Origin of the sequence: Methylibium sp. Pch-M (assembly GCF_004136295.1) — a bacterium.
Classification (GTDB): Bacteria; Pseudomonadota; Gammaproteobacteria; order Burkholderiales; family Burkholderiaceae_C; genus Methylibium; species Methylibium petroleiphilum.
On the sequence record NZ_CP029606.1, the window covers coordinates 1,113,342 to 1,134,191 of the forward strand.

Annotated in this window: 23 protein-coding genes; 14 read left to right on the forward strand and 9 right to left on the reverse strand. The window is 68.9% G+C overall.

Features of this window, described 5'->3' with window-relative positions; translation table 11 throughout:
- Position 1: 1 nt before the first annotated feature.
- Entirely contained in the window at positions 2–367 is a 366-nt protein-coding gene (gene cyaY / locus C1M51_RS05230; protein ID WP_129448542.1) for an iron donor protein CyaY, read from the reverse strand.
- Positions 368–382: 15 nt separating this feature from the next.
- Here cyaY and lptM point away from each other — a divergent pair, with 15 nt between their 5' ends.
- Both lptM and lysA read left to right on the forward strand, forming a co-directional pair.
- The gene (gene lptM, locus C1M51_RS05235) at positions 383–562 is read left to right on the forward strand and encodes an LPS translocon maturation chaperone LptM (RefSeq protein WP_129448543.1); all 180 of its coding nucleotides are present in this window, start codon (positions 383–385) and stop codon (positions 560–562) included.
- On the forward strand, positions 559–1,833 hold the full coding sequence (lysA, locus tag C1M51_RS05240; protein ID WP_129448544.1) for a diaminopimelate decarboxylase: 1,275 nt from the start codon (positions 559–561) through the stop codon (positions 1,831–1,833). Before lptM ends, lysA begins: the two co-directional genes overlap by 4 nt.
- A gap of 19 nt (positions 1,834–1,852) precedes the next feature.
- On the opposite strand, the gene C1M51_RS05245 is transcribed toward lysA, so the two are convergent.
- The 6 genes from C1M51_RS05245 to C1M51_RS05270 all read right to left on the reverse strand — a co-directional run bounded on the left by C1M51_RS05245 (position 1,853) and on the right by C1M51_RS05270 (position 7,708).
- Positions 1,853–2,848 (reverse strand): ABC transporter ATP-binding protein, encoded by a 996-nt coding sequence (locus tag C1M51_RS05245; RefSeq protein WP_129448545.1) that lies wholly within the window; start codon positions 2,846–2,848, stop codon positions 1,853–1,855.
- Positions 2,845–3,834 carry an ABC transporter ATP-binding protein gene (locus tag C1M51_RS05250; RefSeq protein WP_129448546.1) on the reverse strand — a complete coding sequence of 330 codons (990 nt, stop codon included), beginning with the start codon at positions 3,832–3,834 and terminating at the stop codon, positions 2,845–2,847. The genes C1M51_RS05245 and C1M51_RS05250 overlap by 4 nt, the downstream gene beginning before the upstream one ends.
- A gap of 13 nt (positions 3,835–3,847) precedes the next feature.
- Complete coding sequence (locus C1M51_RS05255; protein ID WP_129448547.1) at positions 3,848–4,762, reverse strand: ABC transporter permease; 915 nt, start codon at positions 4,760–4,762, stop codon at positions 3,848–3,850.
- 16 nt (positions 4,763–4,778) lie between these two features.
- On the reverse strand, positions 4,779–5,762 hold the full coding sequence (locus C1M51_RS05260) for an ABC transporter permease (protein ID WP_129448548.1): 984 nt from the start codon (positions 5,760–5,762) through the stop codon (positions 4,779–4,781).
- Positions 5,763–5,816: 54 nt separating this feature from the next.
- Positions 5,817–6,560, reverse strand: coding sequence for a DUF3047 domain-containing protein (locus C1M51_RS05265; protein ID WP_129448549.1), 744 nt, complete (start codon positions 6,558–6,560; stop codon positions 5,817–5,819).
- 110 nt (positions 6,561–6,670) lie between these two features.
- Positions 6,671–7,708 carry a porin gene (locus tag C1M51_RS05270; RefSeq protein WP_129448550.1) on the reverse strand — a complete coding sequence of 346 codons (1,038 nt, stop codon included), beginning with the start codon at positions 7,706–7,708 and terminating at the stop codon, positions 6,671–6,673.
- Between the two features lie 287 nt (positions 7,709–7,995).
- On the opposite strand from C1M51_RS05270, the gene coq7 reads away from it, so the two are divergent.
- On the forward strand, positions 7,996–8,634 hold the full coding sequence (gene coq7, locus C1M51_RS05275; RefSeq protein ID WP_129448551.1) for a 2-polyprenyl-3-methyl-6-methoxy-1,4-benzoquinone monooxygenase: 639 nt from the start codon (positions 7,996–7,998) through the stop codon (positions 8,632–8,634).
- A 28-nt stretch (positions 8,635–8,662) separates the two neighbouring features.
- On the opposite strand, the gene C1M51_RS05280 is transcribed toward coq7, so the two are convergent.
- Positions 8,663–9,085, reverse strand: a complete 423-nt coding sequence (locus C1M51_RS05280) for an OsmC family protein (RefSeq protein ID WP_129452098.1) — start codon at positions 9,083–9,085, stop codon at positions 8,663–8,665.
- A gap of 313 nt (positions 9,086–9,398) precedes the next feature.
- Between C1M51_RS05280 and ilvA the strand changes: the two genes are divergently transcribed.
- Both ilvA and C1M51_RS05290 read left to right on the forward strand, forming a co-directional pair.
- Entirely contained in the window at positions 9,399–10,979 is a 1,581-nt protein-coding gene (ilvA, locus tag C1M51_RS05285) for a threonine ammonia-lyase, biosynthetic (protein ID WP_129448552.1), read from the forward strand.
- A 113-nt stretch (positions 10,980–11,092) separates the two neighbouring features.
- Positions 11,093–12,190 (forward strand): nicotinate-nucleotide--dimethylbenzimidazole phosphoribosyltransferase, encoded by a 1,098-nt coding sequence (locus C1M51_RS05290; RefSeq protein WP_011830702.1) that lies wholly within the window; start codon positions 11,093–11,095, stop codon positions 12,188–12,190.
- Positions 12,191–12,220: 30 nt separating this feature from the next.
- On the opposite strand, the gene C1M51_RS05295 is transcribed toward C1M51_RS05290, so the two are convergent.
- A complete protein-coding gene (locus C1M51_RS05295) occupies positions 12,221–12,778 on the reverse strand; it encodes a type II secretion system protein N (protein WP_129448553.1) in 558 nt (185 codons plus the stop codon).
- Between the two features lie 65 nt (positions 12,779–12,843).
- Here C1M51_RS05295 and gspG point away from each other — a divergent pair, with 65 nt between their 5' ends.
- From gspG to gspD, 9 genes are all read left to right on the forward strand, one after another.
- Positions 12,844–13,287 (forward strand): type II secretion system major pseudopilin GspG, encoded by a 444-nt coding sequence (gene gspG / locus C1M51_RS05300; protein ID WP_051495508.1) that lies wholly within the window; start codon positions 12,844–12,846, stop codon positions 13,285–13,287.
- A 1-nt stretch (position 13,288) separates the two neighbouring features.
- Entirely contained in the window at positions 13,289–13,792 is a 504-nt protein-coding gene (locus C1M51_RS05305; protein WP_129448554.1) for a prepilin-type N-terminal cleavage/methylation domain-containing protein, read from the forward strand.
- A gap of 40 nt (positions 13,793–13,832) precedes the next feature.
- Positions 13,833–14,174: a type II secretion system minor pseudopilin GspI gene (gene gspI, locus C1M51_RS05310; RefSeq protein ID WP_242499979.1), complete on the forward strand. Its 342-nt coding sequence runs from the start codon at positions 13,833–13,835 to the stop codon at positions 14,172–14,174.
- Positions 14,175–14,176: 2 nt separating this feature from the next.
- The gene (locus C1M51_RS05315; RefSeq protein ID WP_129448556.1) at positions 14,177–14,824 is read left to right on the forward strand and encodes a type II secretion system protein J; all 648 of its coding nucleotides are present in this window, start codon (positions 14,177–14,179) and stop codon (positions 14,822–14,824) included.
- On the forward strand, positions 14,821–15,819 hold the full coding sequence (gene gspK / locus C1M51_RS05320; RefSeq protein WP_129448557.1) for a type II secretion system minor pseudopilin GspK: 999 nt from the start codon (positions 14,821–14,823) through the stop codon (positions 15,817–15,819). Before C1M51_RS05315 ends, gspK begins: the two co-directional genes overlap by 4 nt.
- A 95-nt stretch (positions 15,820–15,914) precedes the next feature.
- Complete coding sequence (gspL, locus tag C1M51_RS05325; RefSeq protein ID WP_129448558.1) at positions 15,915–17,174, forward strand: type II secretion system protein GspL; 1,260 nt, start codon at positions 15,915–15,917, stop codon at positions 17,172–17,174.
- Positions 17,171–17,677, forward strand: a complete 507-nt coding sequence (gspM, locus tag C1M51_RS05330; RefSeq protein ID WP_129448559.1) for a type II secretion system protein GspM — start codon at positions 17,171–17,173, stop codon at positions 17,675–17,677. The genes gspL and gspM overlap by 4 nt, the downstream gene beginning before the upstream one ends.
- A 30-nt stretch (positions 17,678–17,707) precedes the next feature.
- Positions 17,708–18,640 (forward strand): type II secretion system protein N, encoded by a 933-nt coding sequence (locus tag C1M51_RS05335; protein ID WP_242499980.1) that lies wholly within the window; start codon positions 17,708–17,710, stop codon positions 18,638–18,640.
- Complete coding sequence (gene gspD, locus C1M51_RS05340; protein ID WP_129448560.1) at positions 18,637–20,847, forward strand: type II secretion system secretin GspD; 2,211 nt, start codon at positions 18,637–18,639, stop codon at positions 20,845–20,847. Before C1M51_RS05335 ends, gspD begins: the two co-directional genes overlap by 4 nt.
- Positions 20,848–20,850: the final 3 nt, after the last annotated feature.

Here is a 20,850-nt window from a genome sequence, read left to right on the forward strand (position 1 = left end):
TTCAGGTCGTCGGCGGCGTGAAGCTCAAGGGCCGGCCGGCCTGTTCGCTGGCGCAGCGCGACAGCGTGATGAAGAAGTCCTCCTCGGTCTTGGTGTCGCACCAGGTGCCTGCCACGTGGCGATAGTGAAAGCCGCCGCTGCGTGCCGCCAGCCAGATCTCCTGCAGGGGTGGCTGGGTGTTCACGACGATCTTGCTGCCATTCGGAAAGCTCAGCTCGAGCAAACCGCCGGTGCGCGCCGCATCGATATCGACCACATCGTCCTGCAACCAACGATCCACCTGCAACTCGATGCCGCCCAGCACGGCTCTCGTCAGCGCCTGGTAGTCGGCGTCGCTCAGCGCGGAGGCGGGGGTCGCGGTGCTCATTCGTAGAATCCGGTGATGTTGAAACCTGCTTCGATTCTAGGCAGCCGCATCTCCGTGATCGCGGTGTGTGCTTTACTGGGCGGACTGACCCTGGGCGGCTGCGGCCAGAAGGGCGCGCTTTACCTGCCGGGATCGTCGAAGCCCGCGCCGGCTCCCGACCAGGCAGCCTCCGCGCCCACCGGTGTCGCCCGATGACACTACCCGGCGCCCCCTTCATCGCCTACCGCGGCACGGAGTTGTTCATCGACGGCTGTGCGGCGAGCGAACTCGCCGCACGCTTCGGCACCCCGCTCTACGTCTACAGCCGCCGTGCCATGCTCGCCGCGCTGGCGCCGTACCAGCGGGCGCTGGCCGGCAGGGAGCACCTGATCTGCTATGCGATGAAGGCAAGTTCGAGCCTTGCGGTCCTGCAGACCTTCGCCCAGGCCGGCTGCGGCTTCGACATCGTCTCCGGCGGCGAACTGGAGCGCGTGCTGGCGGCCGGCGGCGACCCGCGCAAGGTGGTGTTCTCCGGGCTCGGCAAGACGCGTGCGGAGATGCGGCGCGCGCTCGAGATCGGCGTGCACTGCTTCAACGTCGAGAGCGAAGCGGAGCTGGAGGTGCTGTCCGAGGTGGCGTTGTCGCTGGGCCGGGTCGCCCCCGTCAGCCTGCGCGTCAATCCCGACGTCGACGCGAAGACCCACCCCTACATCTCCACCGGCCTGAAGGGCAACAAGTTCGGCATCGCGCACGATCGGGCCGTGGCGGCCTACCGCCGCGCGGCGCAACTCCCGGGGCTCGATGTCGTCGGAATCGACTGCCACATCGGCTCACAGATCACCGAGATCGCGCCCTACCTCGACGCGGTCGACCGCGTGCTCGACCTGGTTGAGGCGGTCGAATCGACCGGCCTGCGCATCCACCACCTCGACCTCGGCGGCGGCCTGGGCATCCAGTACACCGACGAGGTGCCGCCGGCGGCCGATGCCTTGATCGCGGCGCTGCTGGAACGCCTCGACGCCCGCGGGCATGGCACACGGGCGCTGGTGTTCGAGCCGGGCCGCTCGCTGGTCGGCAATGCCGGCATGCTGCTGTCCGAGGTGCTGTACCTGAAGCCCGGCGAGGACAGGAACTTCTGTGTCGTCGACGCCGCCATGAACGACCTCATGCGCCCGGCCATGTACGAAGCGACGATGGGCATCGTGCCGTGCCGACTGCGCGACGGCCCGCCGATCGTCTACGACGTGGTCGGCCCGGTGTGCGAATCGGGCGACTGGCTGGGCCGCGACCGTGCGCTGGCGTTGCAGCCCGGCGATCACGTCGCGGTGCTCAGCGCCGGCGCCTATGGCATGAGCATGGCCAGCAACTACAACACCCGTCCGCGGGCGGCCGAGGTCATGGTCGATGGCGACGTGGCCACACGGATCCGTGAACGCGAGGCCGTATCCGAGTTGTTCCGCGGCGAGCGACTGCTGCCCGAGGGCTGAGTGGCTCCGGCGGGGCGGCTCACAGCCGCCCTTCGCTCACCGCATGGCAGGCCACGCGGATGCCGTCGATTTCTTGCCAGGCCGGCCGCTCACGCCGACAACGCTCGTCGGCATGCGGACAGCGCGGATGGAAGCTGCAGCCGCTGGGTGGTTGCAGGGGGTTGGGCACTTCGCCCTGGACCGGTGTGCGCGGCCGCCCGCTCATCTGGAGATCGGGCACCGCGTCGAGCAGCATGCGCGTGTACGGATGCCGGGGCCGCTCGAACAACGTGCGCTTCGGCGCCAGTTCGACCAGCCGGCCGAGGTACATGACACCCACCTGATCGGCGACGTGTCGCACGACGGCGAGGTTGTGCGAGATGAACAGGTAGGTCAGGCCGCGCTCGCGCTGCAGGTCCTTCATCAGGTTGAGCACCTGGGCCTGCACCGACACGTCGAGCGCCGAGGTCGGCTCGTCGCACACCAGGAAGTCCGGCGACGTGGCCAGCGCCCGCGCGATCGAGATGCGCTGGCGCTGGCCGCCCGAGAACTGGTGCGGGAACTTGCCGGCGTCTGCCTCGGCCAGCCCCACGGACGCGAGCAGCGCACCCACGCGCTCGCGCAGGGCCGCGGGCCGGCGTTCCACGCCCTGCTCGATCAGCGGCTCGGCCACGATGGACTGCACGCTCCAGCGCGGGTTGAGACTGGCGTAGGGGTCCTGGAAGATCATCTGCAGACGGTGCTGTGGCCCGGCCAGCACGCGTGACAGGTCTTCACCGCCGAATCGTACCGATCCGCTACTGGGCCGGTGCAGGCCGACCAGCAGCCGCGCCACCGTGCTCTTGCCGCAGCCCGATTCGCCGACCAGCGCCAGCGTCTGGCCGCGCTCGATCACGAAGTTCACGCCGTCGACGGCCTGGACGGTCTGCCGCGGCCTGCGCGCCAGCACACGCTCGAACCACGGAGGGGAGACGTCGAAGTGCTTGACCAGGTCGCGCACCTCGACCAGCGGCAACGCCTCGCCCGGTGCACTCATGCCGGCCGCTCCGCTGCGGCATCGACCAGCCAGCAGGCCGCCCGCGTGCGGCCCGCGTCCGACAGCACCGGCCGCTCGGCGCGACAGCGATCGAAGGCGTGCGGGCAGCGCGGATGGAAGGCGCAGCCGACGGGAATCGCGTCCAGCCGCGGCATGCTGCCGTCGATCTGCGCGAGCCGCTCGCGGTCTTCGTTCATCGCCGGGATCGAGCTCATCAGCCCGACCGTGTACGGATGCGCCGGCGCGTGCACCACGTCGCGCACCGCGCCGATCTCGACGATGCGGCCGGCATACATCACCGCCACCCGATCGCAGGCCTCGGCGATCACTCCCATGTCGTGCGTCACCAGCATCACCGCCGCGCCCTGCTCCTTGCACAGGCGCTTGAGCAGGTCGATCACCTGCGCCTGGATCGATACGTCGAGCGCGGTGGTCGGCTCGTCGGCGATCACCAGCTCCGGGTTCGCGGCCAGCGCCAGCGCGATCACGACGCGCTGACGCATGCCGCCGGAGAACTGGTGCGGGTAGTGGTCGATGCGTGCCTCGGGCGCCGGGATGCCGGTGTCGCGCAGCAGCGCCACGGCGCGCTCCCGCGCCGCACGCGCGTCGAGCGGCAGGTGGGTGCGGAGGGTCTCGACCAGTTGCTGGCCGACGGTGTACAGCGGGTCCAGCGATGTCAGCGGATCCTGGAAGATCGCGCCGATGCGCCGGCCGCGGATGCGGCGCCATGCGGCCGGCGGCAGGTCGTCGATGCGCTGGCCCGCCAGCCAAATCTGCCCGCCGGCGATGCGCCCTGGCGGCTCCAACAGGCCGATGATGGCCGCGCCGGTGAGCGACTTGCCGGCCCCCGACTCGCCGACCACGCCCAGGATCTCGCCGGGCGCGATGTCGAAAGACAAGCCGTCGAGCGCCCGCAGCGTTCCGCGACGACCGGGAAACTCGACCACCAGATCGCGCACCTCGAGCAGGCCGGGCGGCTTCAGCATGGCAGCGGGTGGCTCATCGCAGCCTCGGATTCAGCGCGTCGCGCAGCCAGTCGCCGAGCAGGTTCACGCTCAGCGCGATCAGCACCAGCATCGCGCCAGGAAAGAGCACGATCCACCACTCGCCGCTGAACAGGAAGTCGTTGCCAATGCGGATCAGGGTGCCCAGCGAGGGCGAGGTCGGCGGCACGCCGACGCCGAGGAAGCTCAGCGTTGCCTCGGTGATGATGGCTGTCGCGACCTGGATCGTCGCCAGCACGAACACCGGCCCGAGCACGTTCGGCAGCACGTGGCGACGCATGATGCGCACCGGCGACACGCCGATCACGCGTGCCGCCTGCACGTACTCCTTCTGTCGCTCGACCAGGGTCGACCCGCGCACTGCGCGCGCGTAAGGCACCCAGCCGGTCAACGAGATGGCGAGGATCAGCACGCCGAAGGCCAGCGCCTCGTGGGCCGCGGGGAAGACCGCGCGACCCACGCCGTCGATCATCAAGGCCACCAGGATGGCCGGAAAGGACAGCATCACATCACACACGCGCATGATGAAAGCATCGACGCGACCGCCGACGAAGCCCGACACCAGACCCAGCGTCACGCCGACCAGCATCGACAGCAGCACCGAGGCCACGCCCACGGCCAGCGAGATCCGTGCGCCGTACATCAGCGCCGAGAGGATGTCGCGCCCCTGGTCGTCGGTGCCCAGCAGGTAGGCGCTCTTGCCCTCGGCCATCCAGACGGGCGGCAGGCGCGAGTCCCCGAGGTCGAGCGTCGCGAGATCGAAGGGATCGTGCGGCGCCACGAGCGGCGCCAGCACCGCGCAAAGCAGGCAGGCCGCGGCGATGGTCGCCGCCAGCATGGCCACCGGCGAGGCGCAAAAGCTCTGCCAGATCTCGCCGTCTACGAAGCGATGACGGGCGGCTGCGTTCATGTCGCGATCGTCTGCGTCACCCATGCGCGGCTTCGCGATCAGGGCGCAGCCGCGGATCGACCGCCAAGTAGAGCAAGTCGACGGCCAGGTTGATCGCCACGAAGATCAGCGCGACGAGACACAGGTAGGCCGCCATCACCGGCACGTCGGCAAAGCTCACGGCCTGAATGAACAACAGACCCATCCCCGGCCACTGGAACACCGTCTCGGTGATGATCGCGAATGCGATCAACGAACCCAGTTGCAGCCCGGTGATCGTGATCACCGGCACCAGCGTGTTCTTCAGGGCATGGCCGAAATGCACCGCGCGATCGCTCAGGCCCCGCGCGCGCGCGAAGCGGATGTAGTCGCTGCGCAGCACCTCGAGCATCTCGGTGCGCACCAGCCGCATGATCAGCGCAAGCTGAAACACCGCGAGCGTGATGGACGGCAGCACCAGATGCTGCCAGCCGCTGACAGTGAACCAGCCGCTCGTCCAGCCACCGATGCTCAGCACCTCGCCACGGCCGAAGCTCGGCAACCAATGCAGGCCGACGGAGAACACGAGGATCAGCAGGATGCCGATCAGGAAGGTGGGCAACGAGACACCGAGCAGAGACACCGTCATCAGGATCTGCGACAGGATACTGCCCCGCCTCAGCGCCGCGATCACGCCCATCGGCACGCCGATCCCCAGCGCGAGCACCGCGGCCGTGATCGCGAGTTCCAGGGTCGCGGGCAAGCGCTCGGCGATCAAGGTCGACACCTTGCGCCCCTGGCGCAGGCTCAGGCCGAAATCCCCCTGCACGGCGTTGCCGACGAAGCGCGCGAACTGCCAGGGCACGGAGCGATCCAGGCCGAGGTCGGCGCGCAGCTGCGTGCGCTGCTCGGGCGTCGCGTCCTGCCCGAGCAGATGGGTCACCGGATCGCCGACGTGCTGGAACAGCATGAAAGAGATGAAGGCCACGGCCAGCATCACGATCACGGCTTGGAGCAGGCGACGAACCAGGAAGGCGAGCATGTTGTGGGGTTTCGCGCGGCCATTGTGGCCGCTCGCCAGGCGTGCCGCCGCCGATCAGTTCGGTGTGGAACTCAGCGGCACGCCGCTGAGGCAAACCGCGCCGTACCAGGCGGTGGCCGACGTGCCGGTGTTGTCGGCATCGGTCATGAGCCCGATACCGATCAACGCCCCCGGTGCCTCGCCGAAGGCACGCCGGTAGTCTGCGGAAATATCGCGCTCGTGCTCGCGCCACTGCCGCAGATGCGCCGGGCCGGACTCGACGACGATCTTGCGGACGCGGTCGCTGCGCGGATTGATCACCACGCTTTCGAGCGGCGCACCGTTGTCCCACACGTACATGAGCGTCGCGAAGGGCGGGCGCTCGCCGGTCACGAGTTCGGCCAGTTCGAACAGCGAGCGGTCCTTCAGGGGCAGTGCGCCATGATCACCGTCGAAGGCGAGCACGATGCGCGCCGGTGAGTCCTCGGACTCGCGGCGCCGCACATCGGCCTGGTCGATGAGCGCATTGACACGCCATGAGAACCTGAGCGTCTGCAACGCGTCGGGCTCCAGGCGCACCCGGTAACGCAGCATGCTGGCCGAGGCATCGGCCCGCGCACGCACCACGGCCTGTCCGGCGTCGGTACCGAGGTCGTAGCGTGTCCCGCGCTTGCCGGGGAGCGCGTGCGGTTGCCAGGCTGGAACGCAGTGCGGGGACCACGGCGCACCGGTTGGAGCCTGCAGGATCAGCGGGTCGCGGTTCGGAACCTGCGCGCAGGCACCGAGGACGCAGAGCACCCCGAGAGCCAAGCGTCTCATCGGAAGGGACACGGCAGAGTTCGGTCAGTCGTCGTCGACAACATGGCACATCTCGATCGGCCAAAAAAGAAGCGCCCCGCAGGGCGCTTCCTTCAGGCGCGCAACTCGATTCAGAAGTTGTGGCCGATGCCGACCAGGAACTGGTCCTTGCCGTTCAGATTGGTCGTATCGTCGTTGTCCGACTCGCGGTGCAGGTAGGCACTGTAGATCGTGGTCCGCTTCGACAGTGCGTAACGGAGCGAAGCGCCGTACTTGTCGTTCTTGTTGCTGCCGCCCGCATCCAGATCAGCCTTCGAGTGCGTGTACTGGGCACGGAACTCGAAGCTGCCGAACGGCACGAGCACGCCGACGTTGTAGGCATCGACATCATTGATCACGCCCGACTCGGCCACGTTCGAACCGAAGTCGCTGGTCTTCTGATAGCCCAGGCCCAGCGTCGCGACGCCGAAGTTGTAGCTGCCGCCCGCGGTGAACACCTTGTTGTAGGCGCTGCCACCGCCGCCCGGGGCGTCGTCATACTCTTCGTACGACAGACCGGCCTTGATCGGGCCAGCCGCATAACCCAGCAACAGACCTTGCTGGCGAGCCGTGGCGCCTTCGCCAGCGGCGACCAGCGCGCGCACCTGGAAGCCACCGAAGCTCGGCGACAGGTAGACGACCGAGTTGTCGACGCGGGTGCCGAAGTTCTGGAACAGCACGCGGCCGGCGGCAGCACCGAAGTTGCCGTCCACCACCGTGATTTCGCCTTCAGCCGTCAGGTCCGAGCCGTAGCCCAGGTTCAGCTGGCGGGTCAGCGTGTCGTGACGACCGAGACGGATTTCGCCGAGGCTGGCCGAGCTCAGGCCCACCCAGGCAGCGCGGTCGAACAGCTTGGCCGAGTTGCCGGCGCTGCCGTCGTCGGAGTTGAAGCCCGACTCCAGCGTGAAGTTGGCCTTCAGGCCACCACCCAGATCTTCGCTGCCCTTCAGGCCCCAACGCGAACCACCGATCGGCTGGTGGTTGTTCAGCGTGAAGCGGTCTTCGGCGATCGTGCTGTCAGTCCAGGTGACCGCAGTGTCCAGACGGCCGTACAGGGTGACCGACGATTGCGCCGAAGCGGCACCGGCGAAAGCACCCAGAGCGGCCAGAGCGAGTACTGATTTTTTCATTGCAACTATCTCCAGAGTTGAACATGTGGTTTCGGTGAAGCCGGAACCTCGGATGCTGTGTGCGACACCCGAAGCTGCTCGCCGTCCCAACTGAGGAGCGATTCCACCAGACCGTTGCGCCCCCCGCCAGCACTGAGCTTGTTCTATGCTTATTCTGTTGCGGGACGACAACTTTGATGCACTTGATTGGTGCACAAATGCCCTGACATACGACTGTCATGGATGGAATCGTTCACGAACAGCGCCCATTCAACCTCTGAAGATCCCCTCACCGCACCGCTTCGACCATGCGTTCACTCAGCCGCACCGATCAGGTGATTTCTTCGCTGGACAAGGCCTTGAGCACGGTGTTCGCAGCTCACTCGGCATCCCGGCCAGCACCCAAGCCCGTCGTCGATCCCGGCTTGGCCATGACACCTCAGGACAAGTCGTTGTCGACGTCACTGATGCGCGTCAACCATGTCGGAGAGGTCTGCGCCCAGGCTCTCTATGCCTCACAGGCGCTGGGCACGCGGAACGAGACACTGCGAGCCCAGTTCGAACACGCAGCACGCGAGGAGACTGACCACCTCGCATGGACCGAGGCGCGGCTCGCCGAACTGAACGGGCGCACCAGTTGGCTCAACCCGCTGTGGTACGCCGGGGCTTTCGGGCTGGGGCTGATCGCCGGGCGTCTCGGCGACGCAGCCAGCCTCGGCTTCGTGGTCGAGACCGAACGTCAGGTTGAGCAGCACCTGCTGCAGCATCTCGATCGATTGCCGGTGGCCGATGTCGAGTCGCGAGCCATCGTGGCCCAGATGCGCGAAGACGAAGCCCGGCATGCCGCCGCCGCCGAGCACGCCGGTGCCGCCACGCTGCCGGCGCCGGTCCGGTGGATGATGCGAGGCATGGCCAAGCTCATGACCTCGACGGCGCACCGCATCTGAGTGCGCCGCCCCGGAGATCGCCGACAGATCAGACCTCGACGATCTCCACCCCGGTCGTCATCGCGGCGGTCCTGGCCAGCATCGCGCTCGCCGAACAGTATTTTTCGTGGGACAGCGCGACGGCGCGCTCCACCGCCGCGGCGGGCAGGCCACGGCCTCGAACGACAAATTGCAGGTGGATCTTCGTGAAGACTTTCGGGTCCGAGGTCGCCCGCTCCGCGTTCAGTTTCACTTCGCAGCCCCGGATGTCATGGCGTCCGCGCTTCAGGATCAGCACCACGTCGTAGGCGGCACAGGCGCCGGTGCCGGCGAGTACCGTCTCCATCGGCCGCGGCGCCAGGTTGCGCCCTCCGCCATCGGGGGCCCCGTCCATGGACAACAGGTGGCCGCTGCCGGTCTCCGCGTTGAACGCCATGCCGGCCTCGGGTTGCCAGCGAACGGTGCACTCCATGCCTGAAACTCCTCTGAAAGAGGCGCCGATTGTGCCGAGTCGCACGAATCTGGAGCCGTCCCCCTAGAAAAAGAACGCTCGTGCTTGTTGCGGCGCACCATCCTCCGTTGTATGATGACTCATCGATTGGAAGCGTTCTGACCCAATCACCGCTTGTCTCCTCCACCCTCCTCCAAAGGTGGATTCAGCCCAGGGCCTCACGGCCTTGGGCTTTTTTATTGGTGCGTCCGCAACGCTCTTGCTGCGCCGCAGCGATCGACTGGCCGGCGCCGGCGCCTGACTTATGATCGCGCGCTTGTAACAAGGAGACTCCATGGCCCGCGCCGCGCCGCGCCCCGCCCCGCGCACCCCCGTCGCCAAGCCCGCTCTCCGCAAGGCCGGGGCCAAGCCCGACTACCTGCAGCGCATCCTGACCGCGCGGGTCTACGACGTGGCCATCGAATCGGCCCTGCAGTTCGCACCGCAGCTGTCGGAGCGGGTGGGCAACCGGGTCTGGCTCAAGCGCGAGGATGAACAGGCGGTCTTCAGCTTCAAGCTGCGCGGCGCCTACAACAAGATGGCGCACCTGAGCCCGCAGCAGTTGGAGCGCGGCGTGATCTGCGCTTCGGCCGGCAACCATGCTCAGGGGGTCGCCCTGTCGGCCCGCAAGCTCGGCTGCCAAGCGACGGTCGTGATGCCGGTCACCACGCCGCGACTCAAGATCGAGGCCGTGCGGGCGCTCGGCGGCAAGGTCGTGTTGCACGGCGAGAGCTATTCCGATGCTTATGCCCATGCACTGAAGCTCGAACGGGAGCACGGGCAGACCTTCGTGCATCCTTTCGACGATCCCGACGTGATCGCCGGGCAGGGCACCATCGCCATGGAGATCCTGCGCCAGCACCAGGGGCCCATCGACGCCGTGTTCGTCGCGGTGGGGGGCGGCGGACTGATCTCCGGCGTCGCGTCCTACATCAAGGCGGTCCGCCCCGAGATCCAGGTGATCGGCGTCCAGACCACCGATTCCGATGCGATGGTTCGCTCGGTGCGCGCCGGCAAGCGCGTCACTCTGCACGACGTGGGGCTGTTCTCCGACGGCACGGCCGTCAAGCTGGTGGGCGAGGAAACCTTCCGCCTCACGAAGCAACTGGTCGATGACTTCGAGGTCGTCGACACGGACGCCGTCTGCGCGGCGATCAAGGATGTGTTCCAGGACACCCGCTCGATCCTGGAGCCGGCCGGCGCGCTGGGCGTGGCGGCCATCAAACAGTACACGGCACGCACCGGCTGCAAGGGCAAGACCTTCGTGGCGATCACCTGCGGCGCCAACATGAACTTCGACCGATTGCGCTTCGTTGCCGAGCGGGCCGAAGTGGGCGAGGAGCGCGAGGCGCTGTTCGCCGTCACGATCCCGGAGGAACGGGGTTCCTTCAAGCGCTTCTGCGAGTTGCTCGGCCCGCGCAGCGTCACGGAGTTCAACTACCGCATCTCGGACGCGCAGACCGCGCAGGTGTTCGTGGGCCTGTCCACGCGGGAACATGGCGAATCGGCCCGCATTGCCGAGCGGTTCGAGAAGCAGGGCTTCGCGACGGTCGATCTGACACACGACGAACTGGCCAAGACCCATATCCGCCACATGGTCGGCGGCCGCTCCGAACTGGCCCGCGAGGAGCGGCTGTTCCGGTTCGTCTTCCCGGAGCGTCCGGGAGCGCTGATGCGCTTCCTGACCCGCATGCACCCTGACTGGAACATCAGCCTGTTCCATTACAGGAACCAGGGCGCCGATTACGGCCGCATTCTTGTCGGCCTGCAGATTCCCCGCGGCGCGCAGCGCGCACTGCGTGAGTTCCTGTCCACACTGGATTACCCCTGCGTCGAGGAGACCGACAACCCGGTCTACCAGCTCTTCCTGCGCTGACTCGACGGCAACGGGGTCTTCTTGGCAACGGTGAGCCCGACCGTCATCCTCTGCGATTGTCCCGACATCGGCGCAGGGCTCACAATCTCACGGCACCAACCCACCACGCCGCCATGTCCGTCCAGCGCTCCCTCATTGCTCCCACCGCCCATCCACGGCTCGAAGATGCGCTGCGGCAGAAGCTGCAGCACCGTGCCGAGACGGCCGGCAGCCTGGGCGAACTCGAACCCTTGGCGGTGCGGCTGGGACTGATCCAGAACTCGCTGAAGCCCCGGCTGAAAAGCCCGCAGCTGGTGGTGTTCGCCGGCGATCACGGGCTGGTCGTCGACGGACTGTCGACGCGCGGCGATTCGACGTCGCAGCAGGTCACGCACCTGCTCGCCGGACGGCTGCCGATGGCCGTGTTCTCGTTCATCCAGGGCATGGGCCTCACGGTCGTCGATGCCGGCCTGGCCGAGACGATGAGCCCCTACCCCAGCCTGCTCCAGCGCAAGATCGGTTTCGGCACCCGCAGTGCGCGGTCCGGCCCGGCGATGTCGATCGACCAGGCGCACGCCGCGATCCGCGCCGGCATGGAGATCGCCGACTCGCTCAGCGGCAATGTCCTGGCCTGCGCCGGCATCGGTGTCGGAGCCCACGAGAGCGCGTCGCTGGTGCTGTCGCGGCTGGCGGACATCCCGCTGCGGGACCTGACCATCTCCGGCCCCGACATGCCGCCCGACGCGCTGGCGCAGACGATGGTGGTGCTGCAGAGCACTCAGGGTCGCCACCGCGACGTGACCGATCCGGTCGAGGTGCTGGCCGCCTTCGGAGGCTTCGAGGTGGCGACGATGGTCGGCGCGATGCTGGTCGCGGCCAGCAAGCGGCACCTGATCATGGTCGATGGCCTGCCAGCGTGCGCAGCCCTGCTGGTGGCCGCCCGCATCTCGGCGCCGGTGACCGACTACGTCGTGTTCTGCCGCAGCCACGGCCACCGCGGCCTGGACCATGCGCTCAACCTGTTCCGCGCCAGCGCTCTGCTCGAGCTCGGCATGGAAAGCACCGACGGAACAGGATCCACGCTGGCTTGGCCGCTGGTGCACAGCGCGGCCGCACTGCTGACGCAAGTGGCCGAAGGCGAGGATGCAGGCCCGACGCTGCCCTCGACGACCACCCTCCCCACACTCGACACGCCAGTCGAAGCTGATTTCGGCTCCAGCACGCGACCCTGAAGCCCTGCGAGTCCGTCAGTCAGCGCGGGCTCACTGGCGATTGATCGGGGCCCGCGGTGGACCGGCCGGGGCCATCGGCACCGCCGTTGCGGGCTCGGCCGCCGGTGGCGCCTGGAGCAGGCCGGCGGCCGGTGGCAGGCTGCCGGTGGCGGGCAACGGCAGTGGCGGCAGATCGAGTTGAACGGCAGGAGCTCCCTGGGAGGGGCCGATGGTGGCGCTGCGCCGCGCCACCGACTGCAGCACCAGCGCATTGTCGATGCGCGCGCCGACCCGGTAGGCACGGGGCGGTTTCTCGTCGACGGCGATCAGCGCAATGCCCTGATCGTGCCCACGTTCGCCGTCCTTCGGTGCCATGACGCCGATCAGCTTGAAGCGGCTGGCGAGTCCCGGCTCGGTCACCGGGGTCGCCGCCGTTGGCACGGCCGCGGCGAACAGCCGCGTCACGTCGCCGCGCAGGCTGTCGGTCGCGGACACCGGCTGCGTCTGACTCGGTGCCGGCCGCGGCGTCACGAGGATGCGCAGGCCCCAGAAGGCCACGCAGGCCGCGACGGCGGCCCAGACGACGAACGCAGCAATACGGGCTGGCATGGCTGAAGATTATGATGGAAGCGAATCATCGCCCCGCGACGGTGCACCCCGTCCCCCAAACCCAGATGCCCAATTCCTCCGCATTGAACTCGTCGCTGCGCTCCGCGCGCGGCTTCACGCTGATCGAACTGATGGTCGTGCTCGTGATCATCGGCGTGCTGGCCGCGCTGATCGTGCCCAATGTGCTCGATCGGGCCGACGACGCACGGGTCACCGCAGCGCGCACCGACGTGAACAACCTCATGCAGTCGCTCAAGCTGTACCGCCTCGACAACCAGCGCTACCCGACCGGCGAGCAGGGCCTGCAGGCTCTCGTCGCCAAGCCGAGCGCCAGCCCGGTGCCGCCCAACTGGAAGCCCTATCTCGACAAGCTGCCCAACGACCCGTGGGGGAACGCCTACCAGTTCGCGAATCCCGGCGTGAAGGGCGAGGTCGACGTGTTCAGCTTCGGCGCAGATGGCCGGGCCGGCGGCGAAGGCAAGGACGCGGACATCGGTTCCTGGCAATGACATGAGCGGGCTCACGGCCAGCGGCCGAACGGGCCTGCGTCACGCGACCGGCCGGTCGCGCGGCTTCACGCTGATCGAACTGCTCATTGTCGTGAGCCTGGTTGCCATCGTTTCGGCCGTTGCCTCGCTGGCGCTGCGCGACCCGGCCGCCACCCAGCTCGAGCGCGAGGCCGCCCGGCTGGGCGCCCTGCTCGAAGCAGCGCGAGCCGAGGCGCGGGCCGCTGGCGTGGCGGTGTTGTGGGTGCCCTCCGAGACCGGTTTCCGTTTCGTCGGGCTGCCCAGCGAACTGGCCCTGCCGAGCCGCTGGCTGGCGCCGGCCGGTATCAGCGCAGAAGTGCGGAACGGCCGGGGCCTGATGCAGGCGGCGGTGCTGGGGCCCGAGCCGGTGATCGGGGCCCAGCGCATCGTGCTGCGCCTCGAGGCCCAGACCGTGGCGCTCGCGACCGACGGCTTCGGGCCGTTCGCTGTCGTCGTCGACGAGGCCTCCCCGAATGTCGCGCGCTGAGTTCCGGGCACACTGCTCCTCCGGCCGCAACGTTCGCGGCATGACCTTGATCGAGGTGCTGGTGGCGCTGGCCATTGTGGCGGTCACGCTGGGGGCCGGGCTCAAGGCCGCTGGGGCGCTGACCGACAACGCTCAGCGCCTCACCGACGTGACGGTGGCCGAATGGTGTGCCGACAACCAGCTCACCGCCTTCAAGCTCATGAAGCAGTTCCCGGGGGTCGGCGACAGCGAGTTCTATTGCGAGCAGCTCGGTGTGGTCTACCCGGGCAAGATGGTGATCCGCCCGACGCCGAACCCCAACTTCCGGCGCGCCGACGCCGTGGTCCTCACGCCCGGCGGACAGACGATCCTGACCTTGTCGACGGTGCTGTCGAGGTACTGACGATGCGTGCTCGCCCCCGTCTTTGCGGTCAGTCCGGCTTCACGCTGGTCGAGGTGCTGGTGGCGCTGCTGATCATGGCCATCGTCGCCGCCATGTCCTGGCAGGGCATCGACGCCATCGTGCGCTCGCGCGACATCAGCGCCCAGCGGCTCGAGCAGCAGCTGCGGCTGCAGTCGGTGATCGCGCAGTGGGAGGCCGATCTGGCCGAAGTCCAGGACAGCGGCCTCGTTCCGGCCCTGCAGTTCGATGGCGCGAGCCTGCGGCTGACGCGGCGTCATGCGGCCGGCCTGCAGTTGGTTGTGTGGTCTTTGCGTGGGGACAGCTGGACGCGCTGGGCCAGCCCGGCGGTGACGCACGGCGCGGCCTTGCGCGAGGCCTGGCTGCAGTCGCAGCAACTGCTCGGCAATGAAGCCGAACAGTTGCGCGCATTGAGCGGCGTCGCCAACTGGCAGCTCTATTACTGGCGTGGCAACGCCTGGACCAACGCCCAATCGAGCGGGGATGCCGCGCCGGCGACCGCTGCAACGCCGACGCTGGTAACGCGACAGGCGCTGCCGGGTGGCGTGCGCCTGGTCCTTGCCTTCACCGAGGGCAGCGGCCGGGTCGGTGCCCTGACCCGCGACCTGCGCCTGTCCCCGCAGGGCTCATGACTTCGATTCTTTCCAGATGCCGCCGCCTTGCCGGTCGACGCGCGAACCGTCAGCGCGGTGCCGCCCTGCTGACCGCCATGGTCATCGTCACGCTGGTGGCCACATTGGCCAGCGCCATGGTCTGGCAGCAATGGCGCGCGGTGCAGGTGGAAGTGGCCGAGCGCGCGCGTGCGCAGGCCCTGTGGATCCTGAACGGTGCGGTCGACTGGGCGCGCCTGATCCTCCGGGAAGACGCGCGCACCGGCGGCGCCGACCACTTGGGCGAGCCCTGGGCAGTGCCGCTGGCCGAAGCCCAGCTCTCGACCTTCCTGGCCGTCGATCGCGACAACACCGATGACGCGCCAGAGGCTTTCCTGTCCGGCTCCATCACCGACGCACAGTCCCGCTACAACCTGCGCAACCTGGTCGACGCCGGTTCCGGGACGGCGGGTGCCGCCGAGGAACGCGTGCTCCAGCGCCTGCTCGATGCCGTGGGCGCGCGCTCCGATCTCGCTCCGATGATCGTGCGGGGGCTGCGCGCCGCCACGCTCGCCAGCGGTCAGCCGAGCGGCGCGGAACTCGGCACAGATCCACCTCTGATGCCGGAGCGCATCGAGCAACTCGCCTGGATCGGACTCGATACCGAGACCCTGGCGCTGTTGACGCCTTACGTCTCGCTGCTGCCGGTGCGCACCACCGTGAACGCCAACACCGCGCCCAAGGAAGTTCTGGCGGCGGTGATCGAGGGGCTGGACCTGGCCAGCGCCGACCGGCTGATCCAGGCACGGCAGCGCAATCCGTTCCGCAATGTGGCGGAGCTCGACGCGCTGCTGCCGCAGGGCGTGAGTGCCGCCACCGAGCGGGTTTCGGTGACATCGTCCTTCTTCGAGGTGCGCGGCCGGCTGCGCCTGCAGGACCGCAGCGTGGAGGAACGGGCGCTGGTCGAGCGCCGCAACCTGGATATCGTGACCCTGCGGCGCGATCGGGTTGCGTCGGTCGAGAGCCTTGGGCGATAGAGAGGACGCGCACACATCCGGAAACCGCTCCCCCGTCCCGAATCCCGGCTGTCGCCGCCGAGCCACACCTACAATCTCCGCGCACCCCTGGCCCCATGACAACGCTCGTCGTCTCCATTCCGCCGCGTCCGCGCCTGCGCAGCGGCGCCTCAGCGCCCGCCCCGCGGACCATGGCGGAGTTCGCCTACGCGTTCAGCATCGACGGGTTGACGGTCGACCGCGAGGGCCAGGCGGCGCCCGCACTGCTGCCCAAGGCCGACCAGGTGGTGGCGATGCTCGCCGCCACCGATGTCAGCTGGCACCACATCCTGTGTCCCAAGGCCCCAACGGCCCGCCTCGGTGCCGCGCTGGCCGGCGTGCTGGAAGAAGCCCTGCTCGAAGACGCTGGCCAGCTGCACCTGGCGCTTGCGCCCGGTGCCAAGGGCGGCGAGCGGGTCTGGGTGGCCGTGACCGACCGCGCCTGGCTGGCCGGCGAGATCGCCACGCTGGAAGCCGCCGGGCTGCGAGTCGATCGTGTCGTGCCGGCGGCATGGCCGGATACGCCACCGAACGGGCACTTCACGGCCACCCACGAAAGCGGTGCCGACGGCATCGGGGGGCTCTCGCTCGTGCTCACCTGGGCCCATGCCGACGGCGTGGCCAGCTGGCCGCTGCAGGGCGGGCTGGCGAGGGCCCTGCTGCCGCAACCGCTGCCCTCCGATGTGCGTTTCACCGCTACCCCGGCGGTCGCCGCGCCGGCCGAGCGTTGGCTTGGCAGCACGGTGCGGGTCCAGTCGGCTGCCGAACATGCCTTGCAGGCGGCTCGCTCGCTCTGGAACCTGCGGCAGTTCAGTCTGGCACCGCGCCACCGCGGCCTGAACGCCCTGCGGGAGGGCTTGCGACGCTTCCGCAGTTCGGCGTGGCAGCCGGTCCGTCTCGGACTGGCCGCGCTGGTCATCGTGCAGTTGATCGGCCTGAACGTCGCCGCGTGGCAGCAGCGCGACGCGCTCGAAGCCAGGCGCCTGGCCATGACCTCGCTTCTGCGCGACACACATCCGCAGGTCCGCGCCGTGCTTGACGCACCAGTCCAGATGCAGAGAGAAACCGATGCCTTGCGGGCGGCCGCCGGCCGCCCCGGCGAAGCGGATCTGGAGTCTGCGCTGCAGGCTGCGGCCAGCGCCTGGCCGGCCCAGCAACCGGTGCAGACACTCGGCTACGAGAACGGCCTGCTGACGCTGGCCACGCCCGGCTGGACCGAGCAGCAGGTCGGGGCCTTCCGCGACATCCTGGCACCGAGCGGCTGGCAAGTCGAAGCCGTCGATGACCGCGTGACCCTGCGCCGCGTGACGGCCGTCGCTGCAGGCCCCCGCACATGAAGACGGCACTGCCGCCGGCCCTGGCCACGATCAGCGAGCAATGGCGAGCGCGCTGGCGCCGCATGGCGCGGCGTGAACGCCGGCTCATCACTGCAGCTGCAATCGCGGTCGGCGTAGCGCTCGTCTGGATGCTGGGCGTGCAGCCGGCCTGGCGCAGCCTGCGCGACACGCCCGCTCAGATCGACGCGGTCGAGTTCCAGTTGCAGCAGATGCAGCGGCAAGCGGCCGAAAGCCAGGAACTGCGCAAGCTGCCCACCGTCAAGCCGGCCCAGGCGGAGGCCGCGCTGCGCGGCGCCACTGAGCGACTGGGGACCAACGCACGACTCACGCTGCAGGGTGACCGCGCCACCCTCACCCTCAGCGGCGTCCCCGGCGAGGCTCTGGCCGCGTGGCTGGGAGAGGTGCGCAGCGCCGCCCGCGCGCGCCCCGACGAAGCCAAGCTCTCGCACGGCCCCAACGGTTACAGCGGCAGCGTGCTGCTCACGTTGCCGCGACCGGGCTGACCGACACGCACTTGCACGCGCACGCAGCCCATGGCCCGCTCCTTCTCAGCTTCCCAATGGCGTCCGTCGACCTGGCGCGTGTCCCTCCTGCGCCGGCCGCGGGAGGCCGGGGCCGCGTCGCGGGTGAGTGAATGGGGCGAGTCCACCTACGAGGGGCTGCGCTGGGAACGCGCTCGCCACGCAGGGCGGCGCTGGGCCCTTTGGGGAGCGGTGCTCGGGGGCCTGCTCGGCGTCATCGCCTTTGCGCCGGCCGCCTGGTTCGCCGCCTGGGTGGAGCGCGCCAGCGCCGGACACGTGTTGCTGGCCGACGCGCGCGGCAGCCTGTGGCAAGGCAGTGCCGTCGCGGTATTGAGCGGCGGCACGGACAGCCGGGGTGCCCGCTCGCTGCCGGGCCGGCTGCAATGGACCCTCCGGCCGGCCGGCCTGGCGCTCTCGCTCCAACTGGAGCACGCCTGCTGCCTGAACGGCCGCCCGAGCGTGCGGCTCACCCCGGGCTTCGGCACCGTCACGGCGACCCTGCAGGGATCGCCCGCCTGGATCGGCCAATGGCCGGCCGAGTGGCTGGTCGGCCTGGGCACGCCCTGGAACACGCTGCAACTCGGCGGCGTCCTGCGCCTGAGTTCGCCCGGTATCAGCCTGCAGACGGTGCAGGGGCGCTGGCGCATGACCGGCCAGGCGGCACTGGAAGTGGCAAATGCCGCATCCCGGGTGTCGACACTGGAACGGCTGGGCAGTTACCGTCTCGAGGTCGCGGGCGATCCCGGCAATTCCGGGACCGCACAACTGACCTTGAGCACCACACAGGGCGCATTGCAGCTGTCGGGGCAAGGCACGCTGGGTGCCGGGGGCCTGCGTTTCCGCGGTGAGGCGAGCGCTGCAGAGGCCGACCAGCCGGCGCTGACGAACCTGCTGAACATCATCGGGCGGCGCGACGGCGCGCGGTCCGTCATTTCGATCGGATGATCATGAGCCTGACCACTTCACCGAGGCCCGCCCGCCGCGCCACGGCGCTGCGCGCGCTGGCTGCGGCCTGTGCGGTCAGCGTCACGCTCGGCAGCCTCGCGCCGCCGGCCCTGGCGCAGAAGACCAAGACGCGCGAACCGGTAACGCTGAATTTCGTCAATGCCGAGATCGAGGGCGTGGCGCGGGCCATTGGCGCGATCCTGGAACGGCAGATCGTGATCGATCCCCGCGTGAAGGGCCAGATCACGCTGTACAGCGAGCAGCCCCTGTCGCCGCGCGAGGCCTACCTGAACTTCCTGGCCGCGCTGCGCGGTCTGGGCTTCACGGTGGTCGAAGTCGCCGGCCTGCTGAAGGTGGTGCCCGAGGCCGACGCCAAGCTACAGACCGGCACCGTGTCGGTCGGCAACGTCACGCGCCAGGGCGATCAGATCATCACGCAGATCTTCCGGCTCAACCACGAGAACGCCAACAACCTGGTGGCCGTGCTGCGCCCGCTGATCAGCCCGAACAACACCATCAACGCCAATCCCGGCAACAACTCGCTGGTGATCACCGACTACGCCGACAACCTGCAGCGCATCGCCAAGGTGATCGCGACGGTGGACGTGCCGGCGGGGACCGATGTCGAGGTGATCCCACTGCAGCATGCGGTCGCCTCCGACATCGCGGTGCTGGTGCAGCGCCTGTCGGACGCGTCAGCGGCAACGGCGGGCGCCCCGGCGACCGCGGCCAGCGGCGGCGCACTGTCGGTGATCGCCGACGCCCGCACCAACGCGCTACTGGTGCGCGCCGCCAACCCGGCCAAGCTGGCCCAGGTGCGCTCGCTGGTCGGCAAGCTCGACCAGCCCGGCGCCGCGGGCGTCGGCGGCAGCAACATCTACGTGGTCTACCTGAAGAACGCCGATGCGACGCGTCTGGCCCAGGTGCTGCGCGCGGCCTTCACCAGCAACACCAGCAGCAGCAGCGGCAGCTCGGTCGGCGGTACGGCGAGTCCGGTCACGAACCTGTCCAACCAGGCGAATGCCCAGCTCGGCAACCAGACCTCGGGCACCGGTGCTGCACCGCAGACGACCAACCCCGTCAGCGGCGCTGCCCAACCGTCGACCGGCGGCTTCATCCAGGCCGATCCGGCCACCAATGCGCTGATCATCACCGCGGCCGAACCGCTGTACCGCCAGCTGCGCTCGGTGATCGACCAGCTCGATGCGCGCCGCGCCCAGGTCTACGTCGAGACGATGCTGGTGGAGGTCAACGCCACCAAGGCGGCAGACGCCGGCATCCAGTGGCAAGGACTGATCGGCAAGGACGGCGACAAGACCGGCCTGATAGGCGGCACCAATTTCGGGACCGGCGGCGACAACATCATCAACCTGTCGATCGCCGCGGCCCAGGGCGGCACCGCCGTCAGCGGCAACCTGCCCTCGGCAGGCCTGAATCTCGGCGTCATCCGCCGCTTCGCAGGTGTCTACACGCTGGGTGCGCTGGCGCGCTTCCTGGAGACCAACGCCGACGGCAACATCCTCTCGACGCCGAACCTCGTCACGCTGGACAACGAGGAAGCCAAGATCGTCGTCGGCCAGAACGTGCCTTTCGTCACCGGCTCGTTCACGAGCACGGGGACCGGCAGCGGTGCGACCAATCCGTTCCAGACCATCGAACGCAGGGACGTCGGTATCACGCTGCGCGTGAAACCCCAGATCGGCGAGAACGGCACCGTGCGCATGACGATCTACCAGGAAGCGTCGAGCGTCGTGAACCAGAACGTCTCGCAAGGCGTGGCCGACGCCACCGCAGGGCTGGTGACCAACAAGCGCTCGATCGAGTCGACGGTGGTGGTGAACGACGGCGATATCCTGGTCATGGGCGGCTTGATACAGGATCAGTTCCAGGACAACTCCAGCCGCGTGCCCGGCCTGGGCCGACTGCCCGGCATCGGCGCGCTGTTTCGCAGCGACAACCGCACCCGCACGAAGAGCAACCTGATGGTCTTCCTCCGCCCGCAGGTGATGCGCAGCGCCGAGAGCAGCAATGCGCTGTCGCTCGACCGCTACGATCTGATCCGCGCCCAGCAGCAGAACAGCCAGCCCGAATCGCGCGTGCTGCTGCCGAACTTCGACACCCCGGTGCTGCCACCGCTGCGTCCGCCGCCGGGTGAACCGATGCAACCCGCGCCCACGCCGCCGGCCTCGCCGCCGCTGCAGAACTGAGCG

Excerpts from the sequence above, each read along its gene's own strand:
- cyaY (WP_129448542.1), bottom strand. The coding sequence starts at position 367 with ATGAGCACCGCGACCCCCGCCTCCGCGCTGAGCGACGCCGACTACCAG.
- lptM (WP_129448543.1), top strand. The coding sequence starts at position 383 with ATGTTGAAACCTGCTTCGATTCTAGGCAGCCGCATCTCCGTGATCGCG.
- lysA (WP_129448544.1), top strand. The coding sequence starts at position 559 with ATGACACTACCCGGCGCCCCCTTCATCGCCTACCGCGGCACGGAGTTG.
- C1M51_RS05245 (WP_129448545.1), bottom strand. The coding sequence starts at position 2,848 with ATGAGTGCACCGGGCGAGGCGTTGCCGCTGGTCGAGGTGCGCGACCTG.
- C1M51_RS05250 (WP_129448546.1), bottom strand. The coding sequence starts at position 3,834 with ATGCTGAAGCCGCCCGGCCTGCTCGAGGTGCGCGATCTGGTGGTCGAG.
- C1M51_RS05255 (WP_129448547.1), bottom strand. The coding sequence starts at position 4,762 with ATGAACGCAGCCGCCCGTCATCGCTTCGTAGACGGCGAGATCTGGCAG.
- C1M51_RS05260 (WP_129448548.1), bottom strand. The coding sequence starts at position 5,762 with ATGCTCGCCTTCCTGGTTCGTCGCCTGCTCCAAGCCGTGATCGTGATG.
- C1M51_RS05265 (WP_129448549.1), bottom strand. The coding sequence starts at position 6,560 with ATGAGACGCTTGGCTCTCGGGGTGCTCTGCGTCCTCGGTGCCTGCGCG.
- C1M51_RS05270 (WP_129448550.1), bottom strand. The coding sequence starts at position 7,708 with ATGAAAAAATCAGTACTCGCTCTGGCCGCTCTGGGTGCTTTCGCCGGT.
- coq7 (WP_129448551.1), top strand. The coding sequence starts at position 7,996 with ATGCGTTCACTCAGCCGCACCGATCAGGTGATTTCTTCGCTGGACAAG.
- C1M51_RS05280 (WP_129452098.1), bottom strand. The coding sequence starts at position 9,085 with ATGGAGTGCACCGTTCGCTGGCAACCCGAGGCCGGCATGGCGTTCAAC.
- ilvA (WP_129448552.1), top strand. The coding sequence starts at position 9,399 with ATGGCCCGCGCCGCGCCGCGCCCCGCCCCGCGCACCCCCGTCGCCAAG.
- C1M51_RS05290 (WP_011830702.1), top strand. The coding sequence starts at position 11,093 with ATGTCCGTCCAGCGCTCCCTCATTGCTCCCACCGCCCATCCACGGCTC.
- C1M51_RS05295 (WP_129448553.1), bottom strand. The coding sequence starts at position 12,778 with ATGCCAGCCCGTATTGCTGCGTTCGTCGTCTGGGCCGCCGTCGCGGCC.
- gspG (WP_051495508.1), top strand. The coding sequence starts at position 12,844 with ATGCCCAATTCCTCCGCATTGAACTCGTCGCTGCGCTCCGCGCGCGGC.
- C1M51_RS05305 (WP_129448554.1), top strand. The coding sequence starts at position 13,289 with ATGAGCGGGCTCACGGCCAGCGGCCGAACGGGCCTGCGTCACGCGACC.
- gspI (WP_242499979.1), top strand. The coding sequence starts at position 13,833 with ATGACCTTGATCGAGGTGCTGGTGGCGCTGGCCATTGTGGCGGTCACG.
- C1M51_RS05315 (WP_129448556.1), top strand. The coding sequence starts at position 14,177 with ATGCGTGCTCGCCCCCGTCTTTGCGGTCAGTCCGGCTTCACGCTGGTC.
- gspK (WP_129448557.1), top strand. The coding sequence starts at position 14,821 with ATGACTTCGATTCTTTCCAGATGCCGCCGCCTTGCCGGTCGACGCGCG.
- gspL (WP_129448558.1), top strand. The coding sequence starts at position 15,915 with ATGACAACGCTCGTCGTCTCCATTCCGCCGCGTCCGCGCCTGCGCAGC.
- gspM (WP_129448559.1), top strand. The coding sequence starts at position 17,171 with ATGAAGACGGCACTGCCGCCGGCCCTGGCCACGATCAGCGAGCAATGG.
- C1M51_RS05335 (WP_242499980.1), top strand. The coding sequence starts at position 17,708 with ATGGCCCGCTCCTTCTCAGCTTCCCAATGGCGTCCGTCGACCTGGCGC.
- gspD (WP_129448560.1), top strand. The coding sequence starts at position 18,637 with ATGATCATGAGCCTGACCACTTCACCGAGGCCCGCCCGCCGCGCCACG.